Consider the following 19,125-nt stretch of genomic DNA (forward strand, 5'->3'; position numbering starts at 1 on the left):
CTGCGGCGTACCCGCCGCCAGGGCTACGCCGGCAGGAATGCGGCCCGGTGTCCTCGCGCGCCGCACCGATGAGTTCGCGGCCCGCCGCGAGTCTGAACCCCTGAGTGCGCGATCCGCCAGGACGCACCACCGAACAAGGAGTGCAGAGCCATGGGCAAGCTGACCCTCACCACCTTCCTCACCCTCGACGGCGTGATGCAGGGCCCCGGCGGGCCGCAGGAGGACACCACCGGCGGGTTCGAGTACGGGGGCTGGGTCGTGCCGTTCGCCGACGAGGGCATGGGGGAGTTCGTCACAGAGGTCTTCGACCGGGCCGGAGCCTTCCTGCTCGGGCGCCGCACCTACGAGATCTTCGCGGGGTACTGGCCGCAGCACGACGACCCGGCCGACCCCGTCGCGGGCCGCCTCAACCGGCTCCCCAAGTACGTGGCCTCGACCACCCTGAAGGAGCCGTCCTGGGCCGGGACCACCGTGATCGACGGGGAGAACCTCCAGAGCGAGATCGTCCGGGTCAAGGACGCGCTCGACGGCGAGCTCCAGGTGCACGGCAGCGGGGCGCTGGCGCAGTGGCTGCTGGCCCGGGACCTGGTGGACGAGCTGAACCTGCTGGTCTTCCCCGTGTTCCTGGGGGCCGGCCGCAAGCTGTTCTCGACGGGAGGGCTGCCGACGGCCTTCGAGCTCACGACCTCGCGCACCACCGGCAGCGGTACGGCCCTGCACACCTACCGGGTGAAGGGCCGCGCCGAGTTCGGCACCTTCGGGGACTGACCGGCCCGGACCGTAAAGCGGTCGACCTGCATGATCGGCTCGGATAGCGTGGGCGCGCACCCGTGCGAGCCGCCGAAGCCTCCACTCCGTCACAGCCGTTGGAGACCCGGTGACCACCGCCTCGCCCGCCCTCGCCCCAGCAGGACCCACCGCCCCCCGCCGGACCTGGACCGCCGACCTGCCCGTCCTGGCCGTGGCCGTCGTCTGGGGCGGCAGCTACCTCGCGGCGAAGGGCATCACCACCACCCACACCGTGATCGCGGTGCTCGTCCTGCGCTTCGCGCTGGTGCTGCCCGTCCTGGTGGCCACCGGCTGGCAGCGGCTGCGCGTGCTGACCCCCGCCCAGCTGCGCGGGGCGGGTCTGCTGGGCGGCGTACTAGGCGGGATCTTCCTGCTGGAGACCTACGGGGTGGTGCACACCTCCGCCACCAACGCCGGGCTGATCATCAGCCTCACCATGATCTTCACCCCGCTCGCCGAGGCCGCCCTCCGGCGCGAGGCACCCCCGGCCGCCTTCCTCGGCGCCGCGGCCGTCTCCGTCGCCGGGGTCGTCCTGCTCACCCAGGGCGGGGGCTTCACCGCCCCCGGGCTCGGTGACCTGCTCATCCTCGGCGCGGCGCTCGCCCGGACCCTGCACGTGCTGCTGATGGCGCGGATCAAGTCCGTCCAGGACGCCGACTCGCTCTCCCTGACCACGGTGCAGCTCGGCGGCGCCGTCCTCGTCTTCGCCGTACTGGCCGCCGTACCGGGCACCGGCGACACCCCCTGGGCCGCGGCCGCCGACTTCGGGCCCGCCGAATGGGCCGGTCTGGTCTTCCTCTCCGTCTTCTGCACCCTCTTCGCCTTCTTCGTGCAGATGTGGGCCGTACGGCGCACCTCGCCCTCCCGCGTCAGCCTGCTGCTCGGCACCGAACCGCTGTGGGCGGCCGCCGCGGGCATCGCCATCGGCGGCGAGCACCTCGGCGTCACCGGATTCGCCGGGGCGGCCCTGGTCCTCGCGGGCACCGCGTGGGGGCGGCGCGCGGCGGGCTGAACGATTGTCCGGATCAGGCCCCCCGGAGCATGATCCGCCCGTCGTACTGTGGCCTCCATGCCCGCCCACACACGGGCCTGGTCACAGGTCCGGGAGCTCCTCCAGCCGTACCCGGCGCCGCTCCCGGCGCGACAGCTCGCACGCCTCCGCGACCCGGAGTGCGGCGAGCGCCTCGACGCCCTCGCAGAGGTTGGGCCCTTCGCCGCGCACCAGCCGGACGAAGGCCGCCAGCTCCGCCTCGTAGGCCGGGCCGAACCGCTCCAGGAAGCCGGTCCACGGCTTGGTCGCGGGCGGCGGGCCGTGCGGTTCCGTCGAGGCGATGGGCGTACGGTCGTCCAGCCCGGCGGAGACCTGGTCCAGCTCCCCGGCCAGCTCCATCCGCACGTCGTACCCGGCGCCGTTGCACCGGGTGCCGGTGGAGCTGACGAGCGTCCCGTCGTCCAGGGTCAGCACCGCCGCGGCCGTGTCCACGTCACCGGTCTCGCGGAACTGCGGGGGCCCCGCATCGGACCCGGCCGCGTAGACCTCGGTCACCTCGTGCCCGGTCACCCAGCGGACCATGTCGAAGTCGTGCACCATGCAGTCCCGGAAGAGACCGCCGGATCCGGCCAGGTACGAGGCGTCCGGCGGCGCCGGATCCGCCGTCATCGTGCGGATGGTGTGCAGCCGGCCCAGGGCGCCGGAGCGGACCAGATCCCGGGCGGTGGCGAAGCCCGCGTCGAAGCGGCGCATGAAGCCCAGCTGGAGCACCCCGCCCAGCGCGCTCACCTCGCGCAGCACCGCAAGGGTGCGGGCCAGGTCCGGGGCCACGGGCTTCTCGCAGAACACCGGCAGCCCGCCGCGCACCGCCCGTACCACCAGCTCCGCGTGCCCGGCGGTGGCGCAGGCCACCACCACCGCGTCCACGCCCCAGGTGAAGACCTGTTCCACGGAGGGCGCGGCGGTCGCCCCGAGCCGGTCGGCCAGCCGGGCCGCCCGCGCGGGGTCGGCGTCGGCGAGCAGGAGCGAGCCCGCGTCCGGACGGCGGGCCAGGGCCGCCGCATGGAACGAGCCGATCCGTCCCGTCCCGATGAGCCCGATGCGCATGCACTCAACGTGACCCCGTACGGGGGACCTGTCAATCTGCCCGGGCACGCCCCGATGACCCTTCATGGTCCACTGTGGCGGATACTGGGCGGCTGGAACCGGAATGACCGAATCATGACGGACGAGATGACGGACGAGACGGACGAGGGAAGGGCGCGGCGACGTGGCTAGGGTTCGGACAGGGGTGCGCGTCGTGGGCGCCGTCCTCGCGGCGGTGCTGGGAGCCTCGCTCGTGGGCTGCAGCAGCACGGGCGGCAAGCGCGCCGAGGAGCGGGCGAAGGCCGCCGAGGCGGGCCGGCCGGCCGTGTCCACCCCGCGCTGGACCTTCGCGATGGTCACCCACGCGGGCGACGGCGACACCTTCTGGGACATCGTCCAGAAGGGCGCCAAGGAAGCGGCCGCGAAGGACAACATCAACTTCGTCTACGCCCACGACGACCAGGCACAGCAGCAGGCGCAGTTCGTGCAGAACGCCATCGACCAGAAGGTCGACGGGATCATCGTGAGCCTCGCCAAGCCGGAGGCCCTCAAGGACGTCATCGGCAAGGCCGTCAAGGCCGGCATCCCGGTGGTCACCGTGAACTCCGGATCCGCCCAGTCCGCCGCGTACGGGGCCCTCACCCACATCGGCCAGGACGAGGAGATCGCCGGCGAGGCGGTCGGCACCGAGCTGAACAAGCGCGGCCGCAAGAAGGCCGTCTGCGTCCTGCACGAACAGGGCAACGTGGGCCACGAGCAGCGCTGCGCCGGAGCGAAGAAGACCTTCTCCGGCACGATGGAGAACCTGTACGTCGAGGGCACCAACATGCCCTCCGTCCAGGCCGCCCTCCAGGCGAAGCTCCAGGCCGACCCCTCCGTCGACGCGATCCTCACCCTCGGCGCCCCCTTCGCCCCGACCGCCGTCAAGGCCAAGGACGCGGCGGGCAGCAAGGCCGAGGTGGACACCTTCGACCTCAACGAGTCGGTGGCCCGCGACCTGAAGTCCGGCGCCCTCGGCTTCGCCGTGGACCAGCAGCCCTACCTGCAGGGTTACGAGGCCGTCGACCTGCTCTGGCTCTACCGCTACAACGCGGACGTGCTCGGCGGCGGCCGCCCGGTCCTCACCGGACCGCAGATCGTCACCGCGGACCAGGCGGCCGAGCTGGAGGAGTTCATCAAGCGGGGCAGCCGATGAGCGCGTCCGCCGCCGTGGACGAACGGCTGGCGCCCACCTCGCTGGTGCGCAGACTGCTGGGCCGTCCGGAGCTGGGCGCCGTGGTCGGCGCCGCGGCCGTGTTCGTCTTCTTCTCCTTCGCCGCCGACAGCTTCCTGCAGGCGTCCAGCCTGAGCACGGTCCTGTATTCGGCCTCCACCATCGGGATCATGGCGGTCCCGGTGGCCCTGCTGATGATCGGCGGCGAGTTCGACCTCTCCGCCGGCGTCATGGTCACCACCTCGGCGCTGTTCAGCTCGATGTTCAGCTACCAGATGACCGCCAACGTCTGGGTCGGCGTCCTGGTGTCCCTGCTGGTCACCCTGGCGATCGGCTTCTTCAACGGGTTCATGCTGACCCGCACCAAGCTGCCGAGCTTCATCATCACGCTCGGCACCTTCCTGATGCTGACCGGCCTGAACCTCGGCTTCACCAAGCTGATCAGTGGCTCCGTCTCCACCAAGTCGATCGCCGACATGGAGGGCTTCTCCTCGGCCCGCGCCCTGTTCGCCTCGCAGTGGAACATCGGCTCGGTCACCCTGAAGGTCACTATCCTGTGGTGGTTCGTCCTGGTCGCCGTGGCCACCTGGATCCTGCTGCGCACCCGCGCCGGGAACTGGATCTTCGCCGTGGGCGGCGGGGCCGACGCGGCCCGCGCGACCGGCGTACCCGTCGTGAAGACCCGCATCGGGCTCTACATGGGCGTCGCCCTGTGCGCCTGGATCTCCGGGCAGCACATCCTCTTCTCCTTCGACGTGGTCCAGTCGGGCGAGGGCGTCGGCAACGAGTTCCTGTACATCATCGCGGCCGTCATCGGCGGCTGCCTGATGACCGGCGGCTACGGCTCCGCCATCGGCTCGGCCGTCGGAGCCTTCATCTTCGGCATGACCAGCAACGGCATCGTGTACGCCCAGTGGAACCCGGACTGGTTCAAGTTCTTCCTCGGTGCGATGCTCCTGCTGGCCACGCTGCTCAACGCATGGGTCCGCAAGCGGGCGGAGGCGAAGTGACCGCGCTGGTGAAGCTGACCGACGTCAGCAAGTACTACGGGAACATCCGCGCCCTCCAGGGGGTGTCCCTGGAGGTCTCCGCCGGGGAGATCACCTGCGTCCTCGGTGACAACGGCGCCGGCAAGTCCACCCTCATCAAGATCATCGCAGGGCTGCACCGGCACGACGCGGGCTCCTTCGAGATCGAGGGGGAGGAGACCGTGCTCGCCAACCCGCGCGCGGCCCTCGACCACGGCATCGCCACCGTCTACCAGGACCTCGCCGTGGTCCCGCTGATGCCCGTCTGGCGGAACTTCTTCCTCGGCTCCGAACCCACCCGGGGCCGCGGCCCCCTGCGCCGCCTCGACGTGGCATTCATGCGCGAGACGACCCGCGCCGAACTGCTGCGCATGGGCATCGACCTGCGCGACGTCGACCAGCCGATCGGCACCCTGTCCGGCGGCGAGCGGCAGTGCGTGGCCATCGCCCGCGCCGTGTACTTCGGCGCGAAGGTCCTCGTCCTGGACGAGCCCACCGCGGCCCTCGGCGTCAAGCAGTCCGGGGTGGTCCTCAAGTACGTCGCGGCCGCCCGCGACGCGGGCCTCGGCGTGGTCCTGATCACCCACAACCCGCACCACGCCTACCTGGTCGGGGACCGTTTCGTGCTCCTCAAGCGCGGCACGATGGCGGGCAGCCACACCCGCGACTCGATCACGCTGGACGAGCTCACCCGGCAGATGGCGGGCGGCTCGGAGCTCGACGAACTGAGCCACGAACTGGAGAGAGTGGCAGAATCGGGGCCGGAGAGCACTCCATCCGGCCCGGACACCCCGCCCGGCACCACCGCACCTTGAGGGACGGCCCGACTCGATGAGCACGTACCGGGATTTCGCGCTCGCCCACCGTGGCGCGGCGCGGGGCACCGTCCTGCGGACCGTCGGGACCCGTGAGCGCCGGTCGCACCTGACCGCCCCGCGCGTCCCGACCGTCGGCATCGACATCGGCGGCACCAAGGTGATGGCGGGCGTCGTCGACGCCGACGGGGTCATCCTGGAGAAGATCCGCACCGAGACCCCGGACAAGTCGAAGAGCCCCAAGGTCGTCGAGGACACCATCGTCGAACTGGTGCTGGACCTCTCCGACCGGCACGACGTGCACGCCGTGGGCATCGGCGCGGCCGGCTGGGTCGACGCGGACCGTTCCCGGGTCCTGTTCGCACCCCACCTGGCCTGGCGCGACGAGCCGCTGCGCGACGCCCTCCAGTCCCGGCTCGCGGTCCCGGTCATGGTCGACAACGATGCCAACACCGCAGCCTGGGCGGAATGGCGCTTCGGCGCCGGACGCGGCGAGGACCACCTCGTCATGATCACCCTCGGTACCGGCATCGGCGGGGCCATCCTCGAAGGCGGCCAGGTCAAGCGCGGCCGGTACGGCGTGGCCGGCGAGTTCGGCCACATGCAGGTCGTCCCCGGCGGTCACCGCTGCCCCTGCGGCAACCGCGGCTGCTGGGAGCAGTACAGCTCCGGCAACGCCCTGGTCCGCGAGGCCCGCGAACTGGCCGCCGCCGACTCCCCGGTCGCCTACAACATCATCGCCCGGGTCGGCGGCAACGTCTCCGAGATCACCGGCCCGCTGATCACCGAGCTGGCCCGCGAGGGCGACGCCATGTGCGTCGAACTGCTCCAGGACATCGGCCAGTGGCTCGGCGTCGGCATCGCCAACCTCGCCGCCGCCCTCGACCCGTCCTGCTTCGTCATCGGCGGCGGCGTCAGCGCTGCCGACGACCTGCTGATCGGCCCCGCCCGGGACGCCTTCCGCCGCCACCTCACCGGCCGCGGCTACCGGCCCGAGGCCCGCATCGCCAAGGCGCAGCTCGGCCCCGAGGCGGGGATGGTCGGCGCCGCCGACCTCTCGCGGCTCGTCGCCCGCCGCTTCCGCCGGGCCACCCGTCGCCGGGTGGAGCGGTACGAGCGCTACGCGCAGCTGGGCCGGCGCATCGCCGCGGCCCCCACGGAATCCAAGGACGACGAACAGCAGTGACGCCCCCTTCCCTGCCCCGCCAGGCCTCCGCACCCGACGGCGACTCCGTACCGCCGCCGCCCGCCGAGGACCGCAAGCACGTCGTCCGGCGCCGCTGGATCACCGCGATCATCATCCTGCTGCTGGTCGGCGTCCCCGCGGGCTACCTCGCCGTGTCCGCGCAGCAGAGCCGCCAGAGCGGCCGCGACAAGGCGGCCAAGGTCGGCGCCACCAAGGTGCGCCCCGGCTGGCCTTCGCGGGTGCAGCGCAGCATCTACGAGGTGCCGATCCCGGACAAGGCCTGGCGGGTCGGCTTCCTGGAGACGAACAACTGGCGCACCAGCCGGCTGTACACCCAGTTCGCGGTCACACCGCCGGAGCTGGACGCCTTCCTCACCTCGGTCGGCTCCAGCCGCGAGGAGCTGACCCCCGGGGTGTCGATCTCCGCGCACGACACCTCGGTCGCGGGCTGGAACTGGAAGACCCACGACGAGTGGCTCGGCACCACCCTCGAACAGGACGACCCGCGGCCCACCCGGGACATCACCGTGGACCTCACGGACCCCAAGGTCTCCAAGGTCTACGTGGTCTCCTCGACCACCCCCTGAGGTTCCGTTCCGCCGCTAGCCTGGGATCATGAAGTTCACCAAGCGGCTGCACTCCTGCGTCCAGCTGGAGAAGGACGGGCACACGCTCGTCATCGACCCGGGCGCCTTCAGCGAACCGGACGCGGGCCTGGGGGCGGACGCCCTGCTGGTCACGCACGAGCACCCCGACCACTTCGAGGAGGGCCGGCTGCGGGCCGCGCTCGACGCGAACCCGGCGGCGTCCCTGTGGACCCTGCGCAGCGTCGCGGACCGGCTCGCCCCCGCCTACCCGGGCCGGGTGCACACCGTGGGCCACGGGGACACCTTCACCGCGGCCGGGTTCGAGGTGCAGGTGCACGGCGAACTGCACGCGGTGATCCACCCCGACCTGCCGCGGATCACCAATGTCGGCTACCTCGTGGACGGTTCCCTCTTCCACCCCGGCGACGCGCTGACCGTGCCCGACGCCCCGGTCGACACCCTGATGCTCCCGGTGCACGCCCCCTGGAACAAGGTCTCCGAGGTGATCGACTACCTCCGCGAGGTCAAGCCGCGGCGCGCCTTCGACGTCCACGACGCGTACCTGTCCGACATCGCCAGGCCGGTCTACGACACGGTCCTGGGCGCCCTCGGCGGCTCCGACCACGGACGACTCACCGCCGGGGACAGCACGCAACTGTGACTGTCGGTGCCGGGCGGTAGGTTGGGACGCATGCGTATCGCCACGTACAACGTCAACTCGATCACCGCCCGGCTGCCGCGCCTGCTGGCCTGGCTGGAGAGCTCCGGCACGGACGTCCTGTGCATCCAGGAGACCAAGTGCTCCGCGGAGCAGTTCCCGCACGACGAGCTGCGCGAGCTGGGCTATGAGTCGGCCGTCAATGCCACCGGCCGGTGGAACGGGGTGGCCCTGCTCTCCAAGGTCGGCCTGGACGACGTGGTGCTGGGGCTGCCCGGCGGCCCGGACTACGAGGGGGTCCAGGAGCCCCGGGCGATCTCCGCGACCTGCGGCGGGGTCCGCGTCTGGTCGGTGTACGTGCCCAACGGCCGCGAGGTCGCGCACGACCACTACGGGTACAAGCTGAACTGGTTCCGCTCCCTGACGGCGGCGGTCGCCGAGGACGCGGCCGGCGCCCGGCCCTTCGCGGTGCTCGGCGACTTCAACGTGGCCCCGACCGACGAGGACGTCTACGACCCGGCCGTCTTCGCGGGCGCCACCCACGTGACCCCCGAGGAGCGGGCCGCCCTGGAGGCGCTGCGCGCCGCCGGGCTCACCGAGGTGCTGCCCCGCGCGCTCAAGTACGACCGCGCCTACACCTTCTGGGACTACCGGATGCTCGCCTTCCCGAAGAACAAGGGGATGCGCATCGACCTGGTCTTCGGGAACGAGCCCTTCACCAAGGCCGTCACCGACGCCTACGTGGACCGCGAGGAGCGCAAGGGCAAGGGCGCCTCCGACCACGCCCCGGTCGTCGTGGACCTCGACCTGGATGCCGAGACCGTCTGAGGAGACGACCGCCCGCAACGATCCAGGCGCGCCCTGTGGCCAGCCGGGGATCCTGGTGCCACGCTGGGCGGTATGAACATCCCTTTCCTGGGCAACTGGCTCCACCGGCACGAAACGGAACAGGGTGGTGCGGGGCTCGCCGCGGCGCTCGCGGATGACCCCGACGGCGTCAACGAGTTGTTCGCGGAGTGCGAGATGCTGCGCGACCAGGCCAGGTCGGCCGGGCTCGAACTCGACCAGAGCCCGGCCTCGTTGGAGCAGCTCGACCAGCTGATGCCCCGCTGGCGGCGGGACCCCGAGGCGGTGCCGTGGCTGGGCAACGACGCGGGCTTCTACCTGGGCACCGTGATCGTCAGGACCGTTCAGGGTGCCGTGTGGCAGGTGTGGCCGAACGGCCAGCCGGTGATCCGGCTGGCCTCGGGCCGGGAGCTGAACGTGATCGAATCGGGGGTCTCCTGGGCGATGACCGGGTCCCCCGAGCTCAGCCAGGCCTATGCCGAGGCCTCCGAGGGCTGAATCCCGCACGACCAGATGAGCTTTATGTCCCCTTTAGGCGTGTCGAGCTGAAGTCCCCTTCGGCGGCTGGATAGTTTGCGGACCTCGACACCGACAAGTGGGCAGGGCAGCGCATGGCCGTCGATCCGTTGATCGAGCTGCGGGACGTGAACAAGCACTTCGGAGAGTTGCACGTACTCCGGGACATCGACCTCACCGTCGGCCGCGGGGAGGTGGTGGTGATCATCGGCCCCTCCGGATCCGGGAAATCGACCCTGTGCCGGACGATCAACCGGCTGGAGACCGTCGAATCGGGGACGATCAAGCTCGACGGCAAGCCGCTGCCCGCGGAGGGCAAGGAACTGGCCCAGCTGCGCGCCGAGGTCGGGATGGTCTTCCAGTCCTTCAACCTCTTCGCGCACAAGACCGTCCTCGCCAACGTCTCCCTCGCCCAGATGAAGGTCCGGGGCCGCAAGCGGGACGAGGCGGACCAGCGCTCGCGCGAACTCCTGGAGCGCGTGGGCCTCGCCGACCAGGCCGCCAAGTACCCCGCCCAGCTCTCCGGCGGACAGCAGCAGCGCGTGGCCATCGCCCGGGCCCTCGCCATGAACCCGAAGGTGATGCTCTTCGACGAGCCCACTTCCGCGCTCGACCCGGAAATGATCAACGAGGTGCTGGAGGTCATGCAGCAGCTGGCCAGCGAGGGCATGACCATGGTCGTGGTCACCCACGAGATGGGCTTCGCGCGCTCCGCCGCCAACCGCGTCGTGTTCATGGCCGACGGCAGGATCGTCGAGGACCGGAGCCCGGAGGAGTTCTTCACCGCCCCCGAGAGCGACCGGGCCAAGGACTTCCTCTCCAAGATCCTGAAGCACTGAGGGGGCCGCCCGATGATCCCCGTCCGTGCCCTCGCCCTCACCCTCGCCGTCCTCGCCGCCCTGGCCGGCTGCGGCAAGCCCGGCAGCCCGCCGGTCAAGGGGCCGCAGCCCGAGGACCTGCCCGTCTACCAGGTCGACTCCGCCTTCCGACTGCCCGACTCGCCTACCTGGGAGAAGGCCAAGCGCCGCGGTCACCTCGTGGTCGGCGCCAAGGAGGACCAGCCGTACATGGGGGAGAAGGACCCCGCGAGCGGCCGCTACTCCGGCTTCGACATCGAGATCGCCAAGATGATGTCCGCCTCCCTGGGCTTCGACCCCAAGACGATCGAGTTCAAGACCATCGCCTCCGCCAACCGCGAGACGGCCCTGCAGAACGGCCAGATCGACTACTACGTCGGCACCTACACGATCAACGACAACCGCAAGAAGCAGGTCGGCTTCGCCGGGCCCTACTTCATGGCCGGCCAGTCCCTCCTGGTCCGCAAGGACGAGAAGGACATCAAGGGCCCCGAGGACCTCGCCGGCAAGAAGGTCTGCTCCGCCGCCGGCTCCACCCCGTACCAGCGCCTCCAGAAGGAGTTCCCGAAGGCGGTCCTCGTCGCCTACGACACCTACTCCGTCTGCGTGGACAACCTGCTCACCTACCAGGTCGACGCCGTCTCCACCGACGACTCGATCCTGCTCGGCTACGCGGCCAAGGTCCCCGAGGAGCTCAAGGTGGTCGGCGAGCCCTTCTCCGAGGAGCCCTACGGCATCGGCGTACCGCGCAGCGACAACGCCCTGCGCTTCGCACTCGACGACGCCCTGGAGGCGCAGGAGAAGAACGGCAACTGGAAGAAGGCCTACGAGGCCACGCTCGGCCTGTCCGGCGAGCCCGCCCCGACGCCGCCCGCCATCGACCGCTACCCGGCGAGCTGAGGGAGAGGGCACCGCCATGGACGTACTGACAGAGAACTTCGCGCTCTACGGGGAGGGTTTCCTCGGCACGGTCGAACTGACCGTCTACTCCTCCCTGCTCGCCCTGGTCCTCGGCTTCCTGATGGCCTCGTTCCGGGTCGCCCCCGTCGGCTCCTTCCGGGTCTTCGGCACGGTCTGGGTCACCATCCTGCGCAACACCCCGCTCACCCTGCTCTTCTTCGCCGTGCTGCTGGGCCTGCCCCGGTTCGGGCTGGTCCTGCCCTTCCAGGTGTTCGCCGTCCTCGCGCTGGGCTGCTACACCTCCGCCTTCATCTGCGAGGTGCTGCGCTCCGGCATCAACACCGTCCCCAAGGGGCAGGGCGAGGCGGCCCGCAGCCTGGGCATGTCCTTCGGCCAGACGCTCGGCTCGGTGGTCCTCCCGCAGGCCTTCCGCTCCGTGATCCCGCCCATCGGCTCCACCCTGATCGCGCTGGCCAAGAACTCCGCGATCGCCGGCGCCTTCAGCGTCAACGAGCTGCTGGGCACCTACAAGACCCTCAACGAGCTGGGCTACAGCATCGTCTGGACCTTCGTCTGGATCGCCGTCGGCTACCTGATCATCACCCTGTCCATCAGCGCGCTCTTCAACGTGCTGGAGAAGCGCTACGGAGTCGCCCGATGACCGCTCACGCGCTCCAGGGGGACACCGAGTCGACCGCCCTCTACGACATCCCCGGCCCGCTGGCCCGGCGCAGGCACTTCTTCTACGGCATCGCCTCGACGGTGGTGATCGTCGCCCTGCTCGCCTGGCTGGTCTACCTGCTCTTCGACACCGACCAGTTCACCTCCGCCAAGTGGACCCCCTTCACGTACAAGGGCATCCAGGAACTGCTGCTCAGGGGTCTGGGCAACACCCTGAAGGCCTTCGCCTACGCCTCCGTGCTCTCCGTGGTGCTGGGCGCGGTGCTCGCCGCGGGCCGGCTCTCGGTGCACCGGCCGCTGCGCTGGCTGGCCACCCTGTGCGTGGAGTTCTTCCGGGCCATGCCGGTGCTGGTGATGATCTTCTTCATCTTCGTCGCGCTGAAGGTCCAGCCGCTGCCCGCCCTGGTGGCCGGGCTGACCCTGTACAACGGCTCGGTGCTGGCCGAGGTCTTCCGCACCGGCATCAACTCCGTGGACCGGGGGCAGCGCGAGGCGGCGTACGCGCTGGGCATGCGCAAGACGCAGGTGATGACCTACGTCCTTTCCCCGCAGGCCGTGCGCGCGATGCTGCCCGCCATCATCAGCCAGCTGGTGGTGGCACTGAAGGACACCTCGCTCGGCTTCCTGATCACCTACGAGGAGTTCCTGCACGCGGGCAAGCTGATCGCCTCCAACCTGGACTACGACCTGCCCTTCATCCCCGTCGTCATGATCATCTCTCCGATCTACATCGGGATGTGCATGCTGCTCTCCTGGTTCGCCACGTGGGTGGCCAGACGGGAGCGGAGCAACGTCAAGACCCGGGCGGTCGAGGTCGCCGGGACCGATCCGGGGACGCTGCTGCAGGGGAGGTAGCGCCGAAGGGCCACCCCGCCCGGCAGCAGCCGTGGATCACTGCTCGCGCAGCGGCACCGAGACGTACGAGGGATCGGTGCGCGGCGAGGAGAAGGTCAGCTGCGCGCCGGTCGGGTTGTGCTCGATGTAGAGCGGGTCGACGGTGTCGATGACGAGGGCGAGCCGGTGGCCCGCGGGTACGTCGTAGGCGGTGGAGAACAGTTCCAGGTCCACGCCGAAGGCCTGCCCCGGGGTCCTGCCGTGGAAGGTGTACGGGGCGTTGCTGACCAGCTTGCCGATGCCGAGCGGGCCGACGTCGTAGAGGTAGGCGACGAAGGTGCCGTCGGCCTTGGTGGGGGTGACGGTGGTGTGCACCCGGACCGTGCCGCGCACGCGGCGGTCCTCCTCGTAGCGCCCGGACTGCCAGACGGCGGCGAAGGCGCGGGGCAGGAGCGGGACCGAGGCGGTGGGCGGTGCCTTGGCGAACTGGTCGAGGATGCTGGAGAGGAAGAGGATGCCGCCGTTGGCCCCGGAGTCGACGTTCGCGAAGACGTGCTCGGAGTCGGAGAGCGCGAGCTTCTCGGTGCCGCCGGAGCCGACCGACTTCCAGTCGGCGTAGCCCTCGTAGCCGTCGTTGCTGCGGGACTTCAGCTGGACGGGGGCCTCGCTGTCGATGCCGTTGCGCTCGCCCTTGAGGTAGCGGTCGAACCAGCGGTGGGCGTTGGTCCAGGTGTCGTTGGGCAGGCCGAGCAGGCCGGTCGCCTCGGCGGTGGCGTGGTCGCCGGGACGGAACTCCAGCCGCTTGGGGCCGCTCAGCTCCTCGAAGAACTTCGCGTACTGGTTGGGCGGGAAGATGGTGTCGCCCCAGGCGTTGCCCAGCATGATTGCGGCGCCGTTGGCGTTGATCCGGTCCACCTGCTCGGAGGCGGAGCGCTTCTTCCCCCACTCGATCATGGTCTGTTCCTTCTCCAGCCGGGAGCCGAGGAAGTCGCTGAGGATCGACTGGAGTTCGGGGCCGGGGCGGCCGGTGAGGTACCCGGCGGCGCCGAGCATCCCGGCGGCCTGGAGGTGCTGGGTGCGGCCGGAGTAGATGGACTCGATGATGTCGGCCCAGCCACTGAGCGCGACCACGGCCTTGACGCGCGGGTCGTGCGCCGAGGCCAGCAGGCTGATGCCCGCACCGTAGGAGACCCCGCCGAGGCCGATGCGGTCCGCGTCGGCGGGGGTGTGGGCGAGGGCCCAGTCGATGACGGCGGATACGTCGGCGACGTCCGGCGGCCCGGCCACCTCGATCTGGCCGCCGGAGAGCCAGAAGCCCCGGGAGGTGTAACTGACCACGACGTAGCCGGAGTCGGCGAGCTTCTTGGCCTGGGCGATGTATTCGATCTGCGGCATGCCCCAGCTGGTGGGCAGCACGATCAGGGGGTACTTCCGGCCGGGTGAGGCGTCGGCCGGGGTGAAGACGTTGCCCTTGAGCGTGATGCCGCCGGAGCCGGGGATGTCGTGGAAGCGGAGTTCCGGCGAGGCCGCCGGGGTGCCGGCGGCTACGGCCGCGGCGGGGGCGGGAGCTGCCTGGGCCTGGTGGGGGGCCAGGCCCAGGGCGGCTGCCGCCAACAGGGCTGCCACGGCTGCGGCGGTGGTGGTGCGTTCCATCAATCGCTCCTCGCGTACGCCGGGGGTGTCAAAGTGACCCGACGGTAACGGGAGGGGCTTACTGGGGGTAACCCGTCAGTAAGTTACGTGGTGGTAACAATTGAACGAAAGTCAGTGAAGGGCAGGGAGGGGCCGGAGCGCGCTCAGCCGTTCTGGGGGGTGCCGGTCGCCGCGCTCTTGGCCTTCCATTCGTCCCAGGACAGGTTCCACTCGCCGTAGCCGTTGCCGATCTCGGCGTTGCCCTTGGAACCCTGGCCGACCACCTCGAAGGGGTCGCCGACCTGGGACTGGGCGAAGAAGTCCTTGGCGTCGGCGTCGCTCATCCCCACGCAGCCGGAACTGCTGTTGGCGCGGCCGAAGTTGGCGGCGTTCCACGGCGCGGCGTGCGCGTACATGCCCGACCAGGTGAGCCGCATCGAGTAGTCGACCATCTTGTCGTAGGCGTCGTCCAGGCCCACCGTCTGGGAGTCCATCCGGATGGTGCCCTCCTTCGTCATGATCACCATCTTCCCGGACCAGGAGGCCTTCTTGCCGCCCGGAGTGCCGGCGGAGACCGGGATCGACTTGAGCGCCTGGCCGTTCTCGGTCACTGACATCTTCTTCGTGTCGAGGCTGACCTCGATCCGGCGGTCCTTGCCGATCTTGAACTCGGTGTTGTAGTCCTTGGCGAAGAGGCCGCCGCCCTTGCCGGAGTCCACGCCGTTCAGGTTCATCTCGACCTTCACGTCCGTGCCGGCCTTCCAGTACTCCTTGGGCCGCCAGTCGACGCGGTCGTTGCCGGAGTAGTCCTTGATCCAGCCCCAGGAACCCTCGGTGTTGTTCGAGGTCGTGACCTTGAGCTGCTTCTCCACCTCGGCCTTGTTCGTCACCGGGTTGTCGAAGACGATCGACACCGGCATCGCCACGCCCACCGTGCTGCCCTTGGGCACGTTGATCGAGACCTTGTTCACCTTGTCGGCGGCGCTGGTCTTGAACTGCGTGGTGGCGCTCTGGCTCTCGGTGTTCTGCGCCTCGACCTTGTACTCCGAGCCGGGCGGGGCGTTGCGCTCCGAGGTCCAGGTCTTCCCGTCGTCGGCTATCTTCCCCGGCAGCTCCGCGCCCTTGGCGTCCGTCACCTTCACCTGGGCCAGCTTGCCCTCGGCGAGGGTCACCGTGACCGGTGTGCCCGCCTTGACCTGATCGCCCGTGAGGTTCACCGAGACCGCCATGTCCGGCTTCGGCTTCAGCTCGGCCTTGCCGTCGTCGGCGCCGCCCCCGTTGCCGCTCCCGCCCGAGCAGGCGGTCAGTGCGGCGGCGAGAAGTGCGGTACCCGCCATGGCGGTGCGGCGTATGCGGCTCAACGAAGGGCCCCTTCGAGTAGCGGGAGTATCGGGTGTTCGCAAACGTAGATGCGAACGACACGACTCTAGGTTGCACAATCCGCCGAAAATGTCGGTCTTTTGCTTGTGACCTGGACCGCAGCGAAACGGTCATCGTCCGGTCACAAACGCTGCGCACACCGGTCACGGTCGGCTGTGACAGTCCTGTACATCCCCCCAACAGGACGTACAGGAAGGCTCGTCAGCCATGTGTGCACTGCTCGTGACCCCCACCCCGCAGCTCCAGCACCAGGGTCAGGAGCCGGAGCTGACGGTGCGCACCCTGTCCGTGGCCGAATACCAGGCCTTCCTTTCCCGGCACGGCGGGGCCAGCTTTCTCCAGTACCCCTCCTGGGCCGGGGTAAAGGACCTCTGGCGCTCGGAAAGGGTCGGATGGCACTACCCGGGCGGTGAAATCGAGGGGGCCGGACTCGTTCTCTACCGGCAATTCCCCGGCACCCGGAAATACTTCGCCTACCTGCCGGAAGGTCCCGTCGCCGACTGGGCCGACCCCCGGATCGACCGCTGGCTCGGCCCCTTCATGCGCCACCTCAAGGCGGCCGGCGCCTTCGCCGTCCGCATCGGCCCCACCCCCGCCTACCGCCGCTGGGACGCCGCCACCGTCAAGTCCGCCACCGGGCCGGGCCGGCAGGTGTCCGACGTGCTCGCCACCGAGGTGGACCCGGTCGGCGCGGCCCTCGCCGACCGGCTGCGCACCCGGGGCTGGCAGCGCTGCGGCGGCGAGAGCGACGGCGACGCCCAGCCCCGCCACGTCTTCCGCGTCCCGCTGGCCGGCCGCTCCCGCGAGGACCTGTGGTGCGGGCTGAACCAGGAATGGCGCCGCAACGTGCGCAAGGCCGCCAAGGCCGGGGTGGAAACCGTCCTCGGCACCGCCGCCGACCTCCCCGAGTTCTACCGGCTGCTCCGGATCACCGAGACCCGCGACGGCTTCCGGCTCGGCCGCTCCCTCGCGTACTACGAGCAGCAGTACGCCGTCCTCAACGCCGAGGAGCCCGGCCGGATGCGGCTCTACCTGGGCGTCCACCAGGGCGAGGTGCTCGCCGCCCACACGATGATCGTGGCCGGGAGCCGGGTCTGGTACCAGACCGGCGCCTCGGCCGACCACCGGCGCGAGGTACGCCCCAGCAACGCCCTGCAGTGGCGCATGATGTCCGACGCCCACGACCTCGGGGCGACCGAGTACGACATGCGCGGGATACCCTCCACCCTTGACCCCGACGAACGATCCTTCGGGCTGCTGCGCTGGAAGCTCGGCACCGGCGGGCAGGTCGTCGAGACGCTCGGCGAGTGGGAGACCCCGATGGACGGATACGCCAATACGGCCCTCTACAAGGCGTTCCAGGCGTACCTGGCCCGCCGGTGAGCCACGGCACCACCACCGGGACGACGCCCCCCGGGGCGCAGACCGCCCCGCCGGCCGGACCCGCGACGGACACGGCTCCCGGGCCTGCCCCAACGCCCGCGCCCGCCTCCGCGCCCGCCCCCGCCAAGGGGTCGGTGCTGCGCAGCGGCGCCCTCATGGCGGCCGGTTCCGTCGTCTCCCGCGCCACCGGCTTCGTCCGCTCCGCCGTCGTCGTCGCCGCCCTGGGCACCGGACTGCTCGGCGACAGCTACGCCGTCGCCAACACCGTCCCGAACATCCTGTACATGCTGCTCGTCGGCGGCGCGCTCAACGCCGTCTTCGTACCCGAGCTGGTCCGGGCCGCCAAGGAACACGCCGACGGCGGCTCCGCCTACACCGACCGGCTGCTGACCGCCTGCACGGCCGCCCTCCTCGCGCTCACCGCCGTGGCGGTCCTCGCGGCCCCGCTGATCGTCGCCACCTACACCGACTACGAGGGGGCCCAGGCGAGCACCACGACGGCCCTGGCCCGCTACTGCCTGCCGCAGATCCTCTTCTACGGGCTGTTCACCCTGCTCGGTCAGGTGCTGAACGCCCGCGGCCGGTTCGGCGCGATGATGTGGACCCCGGTCCTCAACAACTTCGTGATCATCGCGGTCTTCGGGCTCTTCCTCTACGTCTCCCACGACGCCGCCGACGGCCTGACCGCCGCCGAGACCCGCCTCCTCGGCATCGGCACCACCGCGGGCATCGTCCTCCAGGCCCTCGCCCTGATCCCCTCGCTGCGCGCCGCCCGCTTCCGCTGGCGCCCCCGCTTCGACTGGCGCGGCAGCGGCCTCGGCCGTCCGCTGCGCAACGCGGGCTGGCTGGTCATGCTCGTCTTCACCAACCAGATCGCCTACTGGGTCGTCACCCGGCTCTCCACGACCACCGGGGCGCAGGCCGACGCAGCGGGCCTCGCGGGCGCCGGCTACACCGCCTACAGCAACGCCTACCAGCTGTGGATCGTCCCCCAGGGCATCATCACCGTCTCGCTCGTCACGGCCCTGATGCCCCGGATGAGCGCGTCCGCCGCCGAAGGCGACCTCGCCACCGTGCGCCGGGAGCTGTCGTACGCGCTGCGCTCCAGCGCCGCCCTCGTCGTGCCCGCCGCCACCGTCTTCGCCGCCCTCGCCCCCTGGGTCATGGGCAGCGTCTTCGAGTACGGCCGCACCACCGCCGCGGACATCGAGGTCATGGCGGGCATGCTCATCGCCTTCGCCCCCGGCCTGATCGCCTTCTCCGCGCAGTACGTGCTCTCGCGCGGCTTCTACGCCCTCTCCGACACCCGCACCCCCTTCTTCCTCAACCTGGTCATCGCCGGGCTGAACGCCGGGCTGTCCGCCGCCGCGTACTTCCTGCTGTCCCCCCGCTGGGCGGTCACCGGCATGGCCGCGGCCTCCTCCGTCGCCTTCACCGCGGGCGCGGCCGTGACCGCGTACACCCTCGCCCGCCGGCTCGGCCCCCGCACGGGTACCCGCAGCGAACGCCGCACGACGGCCGTACGGACCCACCTGCGGCTCCTGGCCGCCTGCGTTCCCGCGGCCGCCGCCGGATACGGGGCCGCCCTCGCAGCCGACCGCTTCGGCAACTTCGCCGCCGCCGGGACGGGAACCGTGGCGATCGCCCTGGTCGTCGTCCTCCTCGCCGGACCGCTGCGCCTGACGGAGATCACCGGCCTGCTTCAATCCCTGCGGCGCAAGACCGGCCGTTAGGACGAGGAAA

At 70.7% G+C, this 19,125-nt stretch carries 19 protein-coding genes; 16 read left to right on the forward strand and 3 right to left on the reverse strand.

Annotated features, from left to right (window positions below; all coding sequences use genetic code 11):
* Positions 1–150: 150 nt before the first annotated feature.
* On the forward strand, positions 151–768 hold the full coding sequence (locus IO30_RS0133230) for a dihydrofolate reductase family protein (RefSeq protein WP_031149286.1): 618 nt from the start codon (positions 151–153) through the stop codon (positions 766–768).
* Between the two features lie 109 nt (positions 769–877).
* Positions 878–1,801: a DMT family transporter gene (locus IO30_RS0133235; RefSeq protein ID WP_031149288.1), complete on the forward strand. Its 924-nt coding sequence runs from the start codon at positions 878–880 to the stop codon at positions 1,799–1,801.
* An 81-nt stretch (positions 1,802–1,882) separates the two neighbouring features.
* On the opposite strand, the gene IO30_RS0133240 is transcribed toward IO30_RS0133235, so the two are convergent.
* Positions 1,883–2,887, reverse strand: a complete 1,005-nt coding sequence (locus IO30_RS0133240) for a Gfo/Idh/MocA family protein (protein ID WP_031149289.1) — start codon at positions 2,885–2,887, stop codon at positions 1,883–1,885.
* 163 nt (positions 2,888–3,050) lie between these two features.
* Here IO30_RS0133240 and IO30_RS0133245 point away from each other — a divergent pair, with 163 nt between their 5' ends.
* The 12 genes from IO30_RS0133245 to IO30_RS0133300 all read left to right on the forward strand — a co-directional run bounded on the left by IO30_RS0133245 (position 3,051) and on the right by IO30_RS0133300 (position 13,008).
* A complete protein-coding gene (locus tag IO30_RS0133245; RefSeq protein ID WP_051859166.1) occupies positions 3,051–4,061 on the forward strand; it encodes a sugar ABC transporter substrate-binding protein in 1,011 nt (336 codons plus the stop codon).
* On the forward strand, positions 4,058–5,089 hold the full coding sequence (locus IO30_RS0133250) for an ABC transporter permease (protein ID WP_031149293.1): 1,032 nt from the start codon (positions 4,058–4,060) through the stop codon (positions 5,087–5,089). Before IO30_RS0133245 ends, IO30_RS0133250 begins: the two co-directional genes overlap by 4 nt.
* Positions 5,059–5,922, forward strand: a complete 864-nt coding sequence (locus IO30_RS0133255; RefSeq protein ID WP_031149295.1) for an ATP-binding cassette domain-containing protein — start codon at positions 5,059–5,061, stop codon at positions 5,920–5,922. The genes IO30_RS0133250 and IO30_RS0133255 overlap by 31 nt, the downstream gene beginning before the upstream one ends.
* Before the next feature lie 16 nt (positions 5,923–5,938).
* The gene (locus tag IO30_RS0133260) at positions 5,939–7,108 is read left to right on the forward strand and encodes an ROK family glucokinase (RefSeq protein ID WP_031149297.1); all 1,170 of its coding nucleotides are present in this window, start codon (positions 5,939–5,941) and stop codon (positions 7,106–7,108) included.
* The gene (locus tag IO30_RS0133265; RefSeq protein WP_031149298.1) at positions 7,105–7,695 is read left to right on the forward strand and encodes a hypothetical protein; all 591 of its coding nucleotides are present in this window, start codon (positions 7,105–7,107) and stop codon (positions 7,693–7,695) included. The genes IO30_RS0133260 and IO30_RS0133265 overlap by 4 nt, the downstream gene beginning before the upstream one ends.
* 28 nt (positions 7,696–7,723) lie before the next feature.
* Positions 7,724–8,356, forward strand: a complete 633-nt coding sequence (locus IO30_RS0133270; RefSeq protein WP_031149300.1) for an MBL fold metallo-hydrolase — start codon at positions 7,724–7,726, stop codon at positions 8,354–8,356.
* 30 nt (positions 8,357–8,386) lie between these two features.
* Positions 8,387–9,181 carry an exodeoxyribonuclease III gene (locus tag IO30_RS0133275; protein WP_031149302.1) on the forward strand — a complete coding sequence of 265 codons (795 nt, stop codon included), beginning with the start codon at positions 8,387–8,389 and terminating at the stop codon, positions 9,179–9,181.
* A 72-nt stretch (positions 9,182–9,253) separates the two neighbouring features.
* Positions 9,254–9,697, forward strand: coding sequence for a DUF6278 family protein (locus IO30_RS0133280; RefSeq protein ID WP_031149303.1), 444 nt, complete (start codon positions 9,254–9,256; stop codon positions 9,695–9,697).
* Positions 9,698–9,810: 113 nt separating this feature from the next.
* A complete protein-coding gene (locus IO30_RS0133285) occupies positions 9,811–10,554 on the forward strand; it encodes an amino acid ABC transporter ATP-binding protein (RefSeq protein WP_031149304.1) in 744 nt (247 codons plus the stop codon).
* A 12-nt stretch (positions 10,555–10,566) separates the two neighbouring features.
* Positions 10,567–11,472 (forward strand): glutamate ABC transporter substrate-binding protein, encoded by a 906-nt coding sequence (locus IO30_RS0133290; RefSeq protein ID WP_031149306.1) that lies wholly within the window; start codon positions 10,567–10,569, stop codon positions 11,470–11,472.
* 16 nt (positions 11,473–11,488) lie between these two features.
* Complete coding sequence (locus IO30_RS0133295) at positions 11,489–12,133, forward strand: amino acid ABC transporter permease (RefSeq protein ID WP_031149308.1); 645 nt, start codon at positions 11,489–11,491, stop codon at positions 12,131–12,133.
* Positions 12,130–13,008 carry an amino acid ABC transporter permease gene (locus tag IO30_RS0133300; RefSeq protein ID WP_031149310.1) on the forward strand — a complete coding sequence of 293 codons (879 nt, stop codon included), beginning with the start codon at positions 12,130–12,132 and terminating at the stop codon, positions 13,006–13,008. The genes IO30_RS0133295 and IO30_RS0133300 overlap by 4 nt, the downstream gene beginning before the upstream one ends.
* Positions 13,009–13,044: 36 nt before the next feature.
* On the opposite strand, the gene IO30_RS0133305 is transcribed toward IO30_RS0133300, so the two are convergent.
* Together IO30_RS0133305 and IO30_RS0133310 are read right to left on the reverse strand one after the other, a co-directional pair.
* Complete coding sequence (locus IO30_RS0133305; protein WP_031149311.1) at positions 13,045–14,640, reverse strand: CocE/NonD family hydrolase; 1,596 nt, start codon at positions 14,638–14,640, stop codon at positions 13,045–13,047.
* A 143-nt stretch (positions 14,641–14,783) separates the two neighbouring features.
* On the reverse strand, positions 14,784–15,956 hold the full coding sequence (locus tag IO30_RS0133310; RefSeq protein WP_078904894.1) for a L,D-transpeptidase: 1,173 nt from the start codon (positions 15,954–15,956) through the stop codon (positions 14,784–14,786).
* Positions 15,957–16,206: 250 nt separating this feature from the next.
* Between IO30_RS0133310 and IO30_RS0133315 the strand changes: the two genes are divergently transcribed.
* Positions 16,207–17,382, forward strand: coding sequence for a lipid II:glycine glycyltransferase FemX (locus IO30_RS0133315; protein WP_031149314.1), 1,176 nt, complete (start codon positions 16,207–16,209; stop codon positions 17,380–17,382).
* Positions 17,379–19,115: a murein biosynthesis integral membrane protein MurJ gene (gene murJ, locus IO30_RS0133320; RefSeq protein WP_373316458.1), complete on the forward strand. Its 1,737-nt coding sequence runs from the start codon at positions 17,379–17,381 to the stop codon at positions 19,113–19,115. The genes IO30_RS0133315 and murJ overlap by 4 nt, the downstream gene beginning before the upstream one ends.
* Positions 19,116–19,125: the final 10 nt, after the last annotated feature.

The sequence above is a fragment of the Streptomyces xanthophaeus genome (assembly GCF_000725805.1).
Taxonomy (GTDB): Bacteria; Actinomycetota; Actinomycetes; order Streptomycetales; family Streptomycetaceae; genus Streptomyces; species Streptomyces xanthophaeus.